11 protein-coding genes are annotated in these 12292 nt (G+C 70.1%); all 11 read left to right on the top strand.

The genetic code is table 11. From position 1 onward, the window contains the following. The first annotated feature begins 10 nt into the window (after positions 1 to 10). The 11 genes from E6R62_RS10870 to nuoL are packed head-to-tail and all read left to right on the top strand — an operon-like array spanning position 11 to position 12291. Positions 11 to 565 carry an NADH-quinone oxidoreductase subunit B family protein gene (locus E6R62_RS10870; RefSeq protein ID WP_007265818.1) on the top strand — a complete coding sequence of 185 codons (555 nt, stop codon included), beginning with the start codon at positions 11 to 13 and terminating at the stop codon, positions 563 to 565. Beyond that, on the top strand, positions 562 to 1284 hold the full coding sequence (locus E6R62_RS10875; RefSeq protein WP_136213169.1) for an NADH-quinone oxidoreductase subunit C: 723 nt from the start codon (positions 562 to 564) through the stop codon (positions 1282 to 1284). Before E6R62_RS10870 ends, E6R62_RS10875 begins: the two co-directional genes overlap by 4 nt. After that, positions 1284 to 2618 (top strand): NADH-quinone oxidoreductase subunit D, encoded by a 1335-nt coding sequence (locus tag E6R62_RS10880; protein WP_136213170.1) that lies wholly within the window; start codon positions 1284 to 1286, stop codon positions 2616 to 2618. Before E6R62_RS10875 ends, E6R62_RS10880 begins: the two co-directional genes overlap by 1 nt. After that, positions 2615 to 3382, top strand: a complete 768-nt coding sequence (gene nuoE / locus E6R62_RS10885; protein ID WP_136213171.1) for an NADH-quinone oxidoreductase subunit NuoE — start codon at positions 2615 to 2617, stop codon at positions 3380 to 3382. Before E6R62_RS10880 ends, nuoE begins: the two co-directional genes overlap by 4 nt. Next, positions 3382 to 4755: an NADH-quinone oxidoreductase subunit NuoF gene (gene nuoF, locus E6R62_RS10890; RefSeq protein WP_136213172.1), complete on the top strand. Its 1374-nt coding sequence runs from the start codon at positions 3382 to 3384 to the stop codon at positions 4753 to 4755. The genes nuoE and nuoF overlap by 1 nt, the downstream gene beginning before the upstream one ends. After that, complete coding sequence (locus tag E6R62_RS10895) at positions 4752 to 7259, top strand: NADH-quinone oxidoreductase subunit G (protein WP_136213173.1); 2508 nt, start codon at positions 4752 to 4754, stop codon at positions 7257 to 7259. Before nuoF ends, E6R62_RS10895 begins: the two co-directional genes overlap by 4 nt. Then, positions 7256 to 8623, top strand: coding sequence for an NADH-quinone oxidoreductase subunit NuoH (nuoH, locus tag E6R62_RS10900; protein ID WP_136213174.1), 1368 nt, complete (start codon positions 7256 to 7258; stop codon positions 8621 to 8623). Before E6R62_RS10895 ends, nuoH begins: the two co-directional genes overlap by 4 nt. Then, a complete protein-coding gene (nuoI, locus tag E6R62_RS10905; RefSeq protein ID WP_136213175.1) occupies positions 8616 to 9233 on the top strand; it encodes an NADH-quinone oxidoreductase subunit NuoI in 618 nt (205 codons plus the stop codon). Before nuoH ends, nuoI begins: the two co-directional genes overlap by 8 nt. Next, positions 9230 to 10042, top strand: a complete 813-nt coding sequence (locus tag E6R62_RS10910) for an NADH-quinone oxidoreductase subunit J (protein WP_136213176.1) — start codon at positions 9230 to 9232, stop codon at positions 10040 to 10042. Before nuoI ends, E6R62_RS10910 begins: the two co-directional genes overlap by 4 nt. Further along, positions 10039 to 10338, top strand: coding sequence for an NADH-quinone oxidoreductase subunit NuoK (gene nuoK / locus E6R62_RS10915; protein WP_007265827.1), 300 nt, complete (start codon positions 10039 to 10041; stop codon positions 10336 to 10338). Before E6R62_RS10910 ends, nuoK begins: the two co-directional genes overlap by 4 nt. Before the next feature lie 12 nt (positions 10339 to 10350). Further along, the gene (nuoL, locus tag E6R62_RS10920) at positions 10351 to 12291 is read left to right on the top strand and encodes an NADH-quinone oxidoreductase subunit L (RefSeq protein ID WP_136213177.1); all 1941 of its coding nucleotides are present in this window, start codon (positions 10351 to 10353) and stop codon (positions 12289 to 12291) included. The last annotated feature ends 1 nt before the right edge of the window (position 12292 follow it).

Below are 12292 nucleotides of genomic sequence, written 5' to 3' on the forward strand. Positions count from 1 at the left end.
TGAATTTTCCATGGGACTGGAAGAGAAGCTGCCGAGCGGCTTCCTGCTGACCACCGTCGAACAGGCCGCGGGCTGGGTGCGCAAGTCATCCGTCTTCCCGGCCACCTTCGGCCTGGCCTGCTGCGCCATCGAGATGATGACCACCGGAGCGGGCCGCTACGACCTCGCCCGCTTCGGCATGGAGGTCTTCCGCGGCTCCCCGCGCCAGGCCGACCTGATGATCGTGGCGGGCCGGGTCAGCCAGAAGATGGCGCCGGTGCTGCGGCAGGTGTACGACCAGATGCCCGCCCCGAAGTGGGTCATCTCCATGGGCGTCTGCGCCTCCTCGGGCGGCATGTTCAACAACTACGCGATCGTCCAGGGCGTCGACCACATCGTGCCCGTGGACATCTACCTGCCCGGCTGCCCGCCGCGCCCCGAGATGCTGATGGACGCGATCCTCAAGCTCCACCAGAAGATCCAGGGCTCCAAGCTCGGCGTGAACCGGGAAGAGGCGGCGCGCGAGGCGGAGGAGGCGGCCCTCAAGGCCCTCCCCACCATCGAGATGAAGGGGCTCCTGCGGTGAGCGACGACCCCGCCGTGGACAACGGCAACAACGTTCCCGCTCCCCGGGGCTCAGTCGGCCCCGAGGTGATCGGCGTCCGCAAGGGCATGTTCGGCGCCGACAACGGCGGCGACACCACCGGTTACGGCGGTCTGGTGCGCACCGTGGCGCTGCCCGGGGCGACGAGCCGTCCCTACGGTTCGTACTTCGACGAGGTCGCCGACGAGCTCGAAGGCGCCCTGGAGGAACAGGACCTCGTCCCCGAGAACGCCATCGAGAAGACGGTGGTCGACCGGGGCGAGCTCACCTTCCACATCGCCCGCGAGCACCTCGTCCGCGTGGCCTCCACCCTGCGCGACGACCCGGCGCTGCGCTTCGAGCTCTGTACCGGCGTCTCGGGCGTGCACTTCCCGAAGGACAAGGGACGCGAGCTGCACGCGGTCTACCACCTGCGCTCCCTCACCCACGGCCGGGTGCTGCGCCTGGAGGTCTCGGTCCCCGACAGCGACCCGCACGTCCCGTCGCTCGTCTCCGTCTACCCGACCAACGACTGGCACGAGCGCGAGACGTACGACTTCTTCGGCCTGGTCTTCGACGGGCACCCCGCCCTCACGCGGATCATGATGCCGGACGACTGGCAGGGGTTCCCGCAGCGCAAGGACTACCCGCTCGGCGGCATCCCCGTCGAGTACAAGGGCGCCCAGATCCCGGCTCCCGACCAGCGGAGGTCGTACAGCTGATGAACACCCCGAACACTTCGCGGCAGGCGTCCGCCCGCGAGACCACCGAGGGCACCGTCTACACCGTCACCGGCGGCGACTGGGACGAGGTCGTCCGGTCGGCGGCCCGCGCGGACGACGAGCGGATCGTCGTCAACATGGGTCCGCAGCACCCCTCCACCCACGGCGTGCTCCGGCTGATCCTGGAGATCGACGGCGAGACGGTCACCGAGGCCCGCTGCGGCATCGGATACCTGCACACCGGCATCGAGAAGAACCTCGAATTCCGGAACTGGACGCAGGGCACCACCTTCGTGACGCGCATGGACTACCTGACGCCGTTCTTCAACGAGACGGCGTACTGCCTGGGCGTCGAGAAGCTCCTGGGCATCACCGACCAGGTACCGGACCGCGCCACCGTCATCCGCGTCCTGCTGATGGAGCTCAACCGGCTCTCCTCCCACCTGGTGTGCATCGCCACCGGCGGCATGGAGCTGGGCGCGACCACGATCATGATCTACGGCTTCCGCGACCGCGAGTTGATCCTCGACATCTTCGAGCTGATCACCGGCCTGCGCATGAACCACGCGTTCATCCGCCCCGGCGGTCTGGCGCAGGACCTGCCCCCGGGCGCCGTCGACCAGCTGCGCGACTTCGTCAAGACCATGAGGAAGAACCTGCCGGAGTACGACAAGCTCGCCACCGGCAACCCCATCTTCAAGGCCCGCATGCAGGACGTCGGCTACCTCGACCTGACCGGCTGCATGGCCCTGGGCGCCACCGGCCCGATCCTGCGTTCCGCCGGACTGCCGCACGACCTGCGCAAGTCGGACCCGTACTGCGGCTACGAGGACTACGAGTTCGACGTCCCGACCGCCGAGAGCTGTGACTCCTACGGGCGCTTCCTGATCCGCCTGGAGGAGATGCGCCAGTCGCTGCGGATCGTCGAACAGTGCCTGGAGCGGCTGGAGCCGGGCCCGGTGATGGTCGCCGACAAGAAGATCGCCTGGCCCGCGCAGTTGGCGATGGGGCCCGACGGCCTCGGCAACTCGCTGGACCACATCCGCACCATCATGGGCACCTCGATGGAGGCCCTCATCCACCACTTCAAGCTGGTGACCGAGGGCTTCCGCGTCCCCGCCGGGCAGGCGTACGCGGCGGTCGAGTCACCCAAGGGCGAACTCGGCGTCCACGTCGTCTCCGACGGCGGCACGCGCCCCTACCGGGTCCACTTCCGTGATCCGTCCTTCACCAATCTGCAGGCCATGGCGGCGATGTGTGAGGGCGGCCAGGTCGCCGACGTCATCGTCGCCGTCGCCTCCATCGACCCCGTGATGGGAGGCGTCGACCGATGACAGCCAATCCGCCCAGTCAAGGGGTGAGCCTGGGCATGCCCCAGCTGCCCGCCCCGGACTTTCCGGCCGACGTACGGTCCCGGCTGGAAGCCGACGCCGCCGTGATCATCGCCCGCTACCCGGACAGCCGCTCCGCGCTGCTGCCGCTGCTGCACCTGGTGCAGTCGGAGGAAGGTCACGTCACACGCACCGGCATGCGGTTCTGCGCCGAGACGCTGGGCCTGACCACCGCCGAGGTGACGGCCGTCGCCACCTTCTACACGATGTACCGGCGCAAGCCCTCCGGCGACTACCAGGTGGGCGTCTGTACGAACACCCTGTGCGCGGTGATGGGCGGCGACGCCATCTTCGACGAGCTCAAGGAGCACCTGGGCGTCGGGAACAACGAGACCACCCCCGACGGCAAGGTCACGCTCGAACACATCGAGTGCAACGCGGCCTGCGACTACGCGCCGGTGGTGATGGTCAACTGGGAGTTCTTCGACAACCAGACCCCCGACTCCGCGAAGGCCCTGGTGGACGACCTGCTGGCCGGCCGGCAGGTCGTGCCGACACGGGGCGCGCCGCTGTGCACCTACAAGGAGACCGCCCGCATCCTGGCCGGGTTCCCGGACGAGCGCGAGGGCGCGGTGGAGGCGGGCGGCGGCGCGGGCCCCGCCTCGCTGATCGGCCTGCGCATCGCCCGCGGTGAGCCCCCGCACACCCCGATCGTCCACCCGCGCGGGGAAGCGCGCGGCGACGCCGGCACCGAGGGAGGGGAGTGATGTCCGTGTCTTCCGAACTGGGCAACGGGAACTCCCGGCCGCAGGCCGGGGGCGGCACCAGCCCGGAGAAACTCCTCGCACCCGTCCTGTCGGCGTTCTGGGACGAGCCCGAGTCGTGGACGCTGGAGACCTACCGGCGGCACGAGGGCTACGAGGGCCTGCGCAAGGCGCTCGCGATGACCCCGGACGACCTCATCGCCTACGTGAAGGACTCCGGTCTGCGCGGACGCGGCGGCGCGGGGTTCCCCACCGGAATGAAGTGGCAGTTCATCCCGCAGGGCGACGGGAAGCCGCACTACCTCGTCGTGAACGCGGACGAGTCGGAACCGGGAACCTGCAAGGACATCCCCCTTCTCTTCGCCAACCCCCACTCCCTCATCGAGGGAATGATCATCGCGTGCTACGCGATCCGCTCGGAGCACGCCTTCATCTACCTGCGCGGCGAGGTCGTGCCGGTCCTGCGGCGCCTGCACGAGGCGGTGCGCGAGGCGTACGAGGCCGGATACCTCGGGGAGGACATTCTCGGGAGCGGACTGAAGCTCGACATCACGGTGCACGCGGGAGCGGGCGCGTACATCTGCGGTGAGGAGACGGCGCTCCTCGACTCCCTCGAAGGCCGGCGCGGACAGCCCCGGCTGCGTCCCCCCTTCCCCGCCGTGGAGGGCCTCTACGCGTGCCCCACTGTCGTCAACAACGTCGAGTCCATCGCCTCGGTTCCCGCGATCCTGAACAAGGGCAAGGACTGGTTCAAGGCGATGGGGACCGAGAAGTCCCCCGGCTTCACGCTGTATTCGCTCTCCGGGCACGTCGCCGGACCCGGCCAGTACGAGGCCCCGCTCGGCATCACCCTGCGCCAGCTCCTCGACATGAGCGGCGGGATGCGCCCCGGGCACCGGCTGAAGTTCTGGACCCCCGGCGGCTCCTCCACCCCGATGTTCACGGACGAACACCTCGACGTCCCGCTCGACTACGAGGGCGTCGGCGCGGCGGGCTCGATGCTCGGCACCAAGGCGCTCCAGTGCTTCGACGAGACCACCTGCGTGGTCCGCGCGGTGACCCGGTGGACCGAGTTCTACGCCCACGAGTCCTGCGGCAAGTGCACGCCGTGCCGGGAAGGCACGTACTGGCTGGTGCAACTGCTGCGTGACATCGAGGCCGGCAAGGGCGTGATGAGCGACCTCGACAAGCTGAACGACATCGCCGACAACATCAACGGCAAGTCGTTCTGCGCCCTCGGCGACGGCGCCGCCAGCCCGATCTTCTCCTCGCTCAAGTACTTCCGCGCGGAGTACGAGCAGCACATCACGGGCAAGGGCTGCCCCTTCGACCCCAAGAAGTCGACCCTCTGGGCTGACACGGAGGTGAACGCATGACCGTCACCACTAACGCCCCGGCGGGCGGCGGCGGGGCGGCGGTTCCGCCCGAGGACCTGATCTCGCTGACCATCGACGGCATCGAACTGTCGGTTCCCAAGGGGACGCTGGTCATCCGGGCCGCCGAACAGCTCGGGATCGAGATCCCCCGGTTCTGCGACCACCCGCTCCTCGACCCGGCCGGCGCCTGCCGCCAGTGCATCGTCGAGGTGGAGGGCCAGCGCAAGCCGATGGCCTCCTGCACCATCACCTGCACCGACGGCATGGTCGTCAAGACGCAGTTGACGTCGCAGGTCGCCGACAAGGCCCAGCGCGGGGTGATGGAGCTCCTGCTCATCAACCACCCGCTGGACTGCCCGGTCTGCGACAAGGGCGGTGAGTGCCCGTTGCAGAACCAGGCCCTCTCCCACGGGAACGCCGAATCCCGTTTCGAGGGCAAGAAGCGGACATACGAGAAGCCGGTAGCGATCTCCACGCAGGTGCTGCTGGACCGCGAGCGGTGCGTGCTGTGCGCGCGCTGCACCCGCTTCTCCACCCAGGTCGCGGGCGACCCGATGATCGAGCTGCTGGAACGCGGCGCCCTCCAGCAGGTCGGCACCGGCGAGGGCGACCCGTTCGAGTCGTACTTCTCCGGCAACACCATCCAGATCTGCCCGGTCGGCGCCCTCACCTCGGCCGAGTACCGCTTCCGCGCCCGCCCCTTCGACCTCGTCTCCTCCCCGAGCGTGTGCGAGCACTGCGCGGGCGGCTGCGCGACCCGGACCGACCACCGGCGCGGGAAGGTGCTGCGCCGGCTGGCCGCCGAGGACCCCGAGGTCAACGAGGAGTGGATCTGCGACAAGGGCCGCTTCGCCTTCCGCTACGCGCAGCGCCCCGACCGCCTCACCACCCCGCTGGTGCGCGGCTCCGACGGGGTGCTCGCCCCGGCGAGCTGGCCCGAGGCACTGGAGGCCGCCGCGAACGGGCTGGCCGCGGCGCGCGGGCGGGCCGGGGTGCTCACGGGCGGCCGGCTCACCGCCGAGGACGCCTACGCGTACGCCAAGTTCGCCCGCGTGGTGCTGGACACCAACGACATCGACTTCCGGGCGCGGGTGCACAGCGCCGAGGAGGCCGAGTTCCTGGCCGCCACCGTCGCCGGGACCGGCAAGGACCTCTCCGGCGACGGGGTGACGTACTCCTCCCTGGAGGCCGCGCCCGCCGTGCTGCTGGCCGGCATCGAGTCCGAGGAGGAGGCCCCCGGGGTCTTCCTGCGGCTGCGCAAGGCCCACCGCAAGCACAGGCAGCGGACCTTCGGCCTCGCCCCGTTCGCCACCCGCGGCCTGGAGAAGACGGGCGGCACGCTGCTGGCCGCCGCCCCCGGGACCGAACCGGACTGGCTGACCGCGCTGGCTTCGCGGAGCGGCCTTGAGCAGGGCGGCCACGCCGCCGCCGAAGCGCTGCGCGAGCCCGGCGCCGTCATCGTCGTCGGCGAGCGCCTGGCCGGGGTGCCCGGCGCGCTGACCGCCGCCGTACGGGCGGCCGCCGCGACCGGCGCGCACTTGGTCTGGATCCCGCGCCGGGCCGGGGAGCGGGCCGCGGTGGAGGCGGGCGCGCTTCCGTCGCTGCTGCCCGGCGCCCGCCCGGCCACCGACCCGCGGGCCCGTGAGGAGGTGGCCGCGGTCTGGGGGTTGGACGAACTCCCGCACCGCTACGGCCGCGACACGGGCCAGATCGTCGAGGCGGCCGCCGGGGGCGAACTGTCCGCGCTGCTCGTCGCGGGCGTCGAGGTGAACGACCTGCCCGACCCGGCCCGGGCCCGCCTCGCGCTCCAGGAGGCCTTCGTGGTCTCCCTGGAGTTGCGGCCCGGTGAGGTCACCGACCACGCCGACGTCGTGTTCCCCGTCGCCGCCGTCGCCGAGAAGGCGGGCGCGTTCATCAACTGGGAGGGCCGGGTGCGGCCCTTCGAGGCGGCGCTCAAGCCCGACCAGATGACCCGCCGGCTCGCCCCCGCCGACCACCGCGTGCTGCACATGCTGGCCGACGCGGCGGACCGGCCGATCCGACTGCCCGACGTACACGCCGTACGGCGGGAACTCGACCGGCTCGGACCGTGGACCGGGGAGCGCGCCGCCGAGCAGGGCGCGGACACCGCGGCCCTGCCCCGGCCCGGCGCGGGCGAGGCGGTCCTCGCCGGTCACCGGCTCCTGCTGGACCAGGGCCGGCTGCAGGACGGCGACGCCGCCCTGGCCGGCACCCGGCACGAGGCGAGCGCCCGACTGTCGGCCGCCACGGCCGCCGAGTCCGGGGTCAAGGACGGCGACGTCCTCGCGGTCACCGGCCCGGCCGGGACGGTGGAACTGCCGCTGCGGATCACGCGGATGCCCGACCGGGTGGTCTGGCTCCCGCTGAACTCCACCGGCTCCGGCGTCCTCGCCGACACCGGCGCCCGCCCGGGCGCCCTCGTACGCATCGGCCCGGCGGGCGCGGCCGGCGCGGGCCACAGCACCGCGGAGGTGGACGCGTGAATCCGGTACAGCTCGCCGCCGAGGACCTGTCCCTCTTCGGCAAGGACGTCTGGTGGCTCGTCGTCGTCAAGGCGGTGTTCTGCTTCGCCTTCCTGATGGTGACCGTGCTCTTCTCCATCGTCTGGGAGCGCAAGGTCGTCGCCTGGATGCAGCTGCGCATCGGTCCCAACCGGCACGGCCCCTGGGGCATGCTCCAGTCGCTCGCCGACGGCGTGAAGCTGATGCTCAAGGAAGACGTCATCGTCAAGCGGGCCGACAAGGTCGTGTACGTCCTCGCCCCGATCATCGCGGCGATCCCGGCCTTCATGGCCATCGCGGTGATCCCCTTCGGGCCCTCCGGCAACGAGGTCTCGATCTTCGGTCAGCGCACCACGATGCAACTGACCGACCTCCCCATCGCGATGCTGTACGTCCTCGCGGTGGCCTCGGTCGGGATCTACGGCATCGTCCTCGCCGGCTGGTCCTCGGGCTCCACGTACCCGCTGCTCGGGGGCTTGCGTTCCTGCGCGCAGATGATCTCGTACGAGATCGCGATGGGCGCGGCGTTCGCCTCGGTGTTCCTCTACTCCGGGTCGATGTCGACCTCGAAGATCGTGGAGGCACAGGCGGACCGCTGGTACATCGTCCTGCTGCCGGTCTCCTTCATCATCTATGTGATCACGATGGTCGGGGAGACGAACCGCGCCCCCTTCGACATGCCGGAGTCCGAGGGCGACCTGGTGGGCGGCTTCAACACCGAGTACTCCTCCATCAAGTTCGCGCTGTTCATGCTGGCCGAGTACGTCAACATGGTCACCGTCTCGGCGGTCTCCGTCACCCTCTTCCTCGGCGGCTGGCGGGCTCCCGCTCCGATCTCGACGTACTGGGAGGGCGCGAACCACGGCTGGTGGCCGATGCTCTGGTTCGTCATCAAGGTCCAGTTGCTGCTGTTCTTCTTCATCTGGCTGCGCGGCACGCTGCCGCGCGTGCGCTACGACCAGCTGATGAAGCTCGGCTGGAAGATCCTCATCCCCGTCTCCGTGGTCTGGCTGATGCTGGTCGCCACCGTCCGGGCGCTGCGGAACGAGAACTACGACTTCCAGCAGATCGTGCTCTACGTCGGCGGCGCCGTCATCGCCGTACTGCTCCTGTCGTTCGTCGCCGACCTGTTCCGCAACAAGCGGGAAGAGCAGGCCCGGGGCGCGGCCGGCGGCGCGGCGGACGAACCCTTCGACCCGATGGCGGGCGGATTCCCCGTACCCCCCAAGCCCGGCCAGCAGCCCGCGCCCGTACCGCGCAGGCGGCCCCGCGGGCAGCGGGAGCTGATCGTCAGTGGCGGGGCGAACACCGACAGTGACCGAGAGGAGGGTGGTGAGAATGTCTGACGCCGAGAACGAGAAGTGGCAGAACCCGGTGGCCGGCTTCGGCGTGACCTTCAAGGCCATGTTCAAGAAGCGCCTCACCGAGCAGTACCCGGAGCAGCACAAGACCACCGCGCCCCGCTTCCACGGGCGGCACCAGCTCAACCGCCATCCCGACGGTCTGGAGAAGTGCATCGGGTGCGAGCTGTGTGCCTGGGCCTGTCCGGCCGACGCGATCTACGTGGAGGGCGCGGACAACACCGAGGAGGAGCGCTACTCCCCGGGTGAGCGGTACGGCGCGGTCTACCAGATCAACTACGCCCGCTGCATCCTGTGCGGGCTGTGCGTCGAGGCGTGCCCCACCCGGGCGCTGACGATGACGAACGAGTTCGAACTGGCCGACTCCAGCCGCGCGTCGTTGATCTACACCAAGGAACAGCTGCTGGTGGGGCTGACCGAGGGCATGGTCGAGGCGCCGCACGAGATGTACCCGGGCACCGACGACCAGGACTACTACCGCGGCCTGGTGACGGGCGCGGCCCCGGGGACCGCCCGGCAGGTCGCGCGGTCCAAGGGCGAGGTCGCCGAAGGCGCCGGGCGGGACGCGGCGGAGCCCGAGGGGGTGGACGCATGAGCGCGATCGCCGCGGCGGCCTCGGCCACCTCGACGGGCGAGGCCGTCCAGTTCTGGGTCCTCGGCACGGTCGCCGTCATCGGCGCGCTGTGCACGATCCTGATGAAGAAGGCCGTGCACAGCGCGCTGTGCCTGGCGGGGACGATGATCATCCTGGCGGTCTTCTACCTCGCCAACGGGGCGTACTTCCTGGGCGTCGTCCAGGTCGTCGTCTACACCGGCGCGATCATGATGCTGTTCCTCTTCGTGGTCATGCTCGTCGGCGTCACCGCCGCCGACTCGCTCACCGAGACCCTCAAGGGGCAGCGTTGGCTGGCCGCCCTGTGCGGGCTGGGCTTCGGCGTCCTGCTGATCGCCGGTATCGCCAACGCCAAGCTCACCCACTTCAACGGCCTGGGCCGGGTCAACTCCGCCGGGCACGTCGAGGGTCTCGCCGAGCTGATCTTCACCCGCTACATCTTCGCCTTCGAGATCACCGGCGCCCTGCTGATCACCGCGGCCGTCGGCGCGATGGTGCTGACCCACCGCGAGCGCACCGAGCGGGCCGCCACCCAGCGCGAGCTGGCCGAGCGGCGCGTGCGCGAGGGCGTCCAACTCCCGCCGCTGCCGGCCCCCGGCGTCTACGCCCGGCACAACGCGGTGGACATCGCCGGCCTGCTGCCGGACGGCACCCCGTCCGAGCTGACCGTCAACAAGACGCTGCGGGCGCGCGGACAGGTCCGCGACGTGTCGAGCGAGGCACTGGACGACCTGAAGGCGCTTGAGCAGAAGTCGGCGGAGCGACTCGGCCGAGAGGAGGCCTCGAAGTGAACCCGGTCAACTACCTGTACCTGGCGGCCCTGCTGTTCACCATCGGCGCGGCCGGCGTACTCATCCGCAAGAACGCGATCGTGCTGTTCATGTGCGTGGAGCTGATGCTCAACGCCTGCAACCTCGCCTTCGTCACCTTCTCCCGGATGCACGGCAACCTCGACGGTCAGATCATCGCGTTCTTCACGATGGTCGTCGCCGCCGCGGAGGTCGTGGTGGGCCTCGCGATCATCGTGTCGCTGTTCCGTACCCGCCACTCGGCCTCGGTCGACGACGCCAGCCTGATGAAGCTGTAAGGGGCCTTCACAGTGGAGAATCTGATTGCGCTGCTGGTGGCGGCGCCCCTGCTCGGAGCGGTGGTGCTGCTGTGCGGCGGCCGCCGCCTCGACAAGGCCGGCCACTGGCTCGGCACCCTCCTCGCCGCCGCCTCCTTCGGCATCGGCGTGGCCCTGTTCGCCGACATGCTGGGGCGTGGCGCCGACGACCGCACCCTGAACCAGCTGCTGTACAGCTGGATTCCGGTGGAGGGCTTCCAGGCGGACGTCGCCTTCCGGCTCGACCAGCTGTCGATGACCTTCGTCCTGCTGATCACCGGCGTCGGCACCCTCATCCACATCTACTCGATCGGGTACATGGAGCACGACGAGCGGCGCCGCCGCTTCTTCGGCTACCTGAACCTGTTCCTCGCGGCCATGCTGCTCCTCGTCCTCGCCGACAACTACCTTCTGCTGTACGTCGGCTGGGAGGGCGTGGGCCTGGCCTCGTACCTGCTCATCGGCTTCTGGCAGCACAAGCCCAGCGCGGCCACCGCCGCGAAGAAGGCCTTCCTGGTCAACCGGGTCGGCGACATGGGCCTGTCGATCGCGATCATGCTGATGTTCACCACCTTCGGGACGTTCGCCTTCGGGCCGGTGTTCGGCGCGGTGGGCGGGGCCTCCGAGGGGAAACTGACGGCGATCGCCCTGATGCTGCTGCTGGCCGCCTGCGGCAAGTCGGCGCAGGTGCCGCTCCAGTCCTGGCTCGGTGACGCCATGGAGGGCCCGACCCCGGTCTCGGCGCTGATCCACGCGGCGACCATGGTCACCGCCGGCGTGTACCTGATCACCCGGTCCGGGGCGATCTTCAACGCCGCGCCGGACGCGCAGACCGCGGTCGTCGTGGTCGGCGCGGTGACGCTGCTCTTCGGTGCGATCGTCGGTTGCGCGAAGGACGACATCAAGAAGGCCCTCGCCGGCTCCACGATGTCGCAGATCGGCTACATGATCCTGGCGGCCGGTCTCGGCCCCATCGGGTACGTCTTCGCGATCATGCACCTGGTGACGCACGGCTTCTTCAAGGCGGGTCTCTTCCTCGGCGCCGGTTCCGTGATGCACGGGATGAACGACGAGGTGGACATGCGCAAGTACGGCGGCCTGCGCACGTACATGCCGATCACCTTCGTCACCTTCGGCCTCGGATACCTCGCCATCATCGGCTTCCCGGGCCTGTCGGGCTTCTGGTCCAAGGACAAGATCATCGAAGCGGCCTTCGCGAAGGGCGGCACCGAGGGCTGGATCCTCGGCGGGGTGGCCCTGCTGGGCGCCGCGATCACCGCCTTCTACATGACCCGCGTGATGCTCATGACGTTCTTCGGGGAGAAGCGCTGGCAGCCGGCGCCCGACGCGGACGCCGTGCCCAGCGCCGAGCCCGCGGCCGAACACCGGGCCGGGCGGATGCCGCACCCCCACGAGTCCCCGAAGACCATGACCCTGCCGATGATCGTGCTGGCCTTCGGATCGGTCTTCGCCGGTGGCCTGTTCAGCATCAACGAGGCGTTCGTGAAGTGGCTGGAGCCCGTGACCTCCTTCGAGCACGGGAACCCGCCCCTGGGCGCCGGGGCGATCACCGCCGCCACCATCGTGGTCCTGCTGATCGGCGTGGGCCTCGCGTACATGCAGTACGGCCGAAAGCCCGTCCCCCTGGTCGCCCCCCGGGGGAGCCTGCTCACCCGGGCGGCCCGGCGCGACCTGCTCCAGGACGACTTCAACCACGTCGTGCTGGTGCGCGGCGGGGAGCACCTGACCCGCTCCCTCGTGTACGTCGACCACAGCCTGGTCGACGGGGTGGTCAACGGGACGGCCGCCTCGGTCGGCGGACTGTCGGGCCGGCTGCGCAAGCTGCAGAACGGCTACGCCCGCAGCTACGCGGTCTCGATGTTCGGGGGCACGGCGATCCTCATCGCCGCGACCCTGCTGATGAGGGCGGTGTGAG

The sequence above is a fragment of the Streptomyces sp. A1136 genome, from assembly GCF_004795055.1.
Lineage (GTDB): Bacteria > Actinomycetota > Actinomycetes > Streptomycetales > Streptomycetaceae > Streptomyces.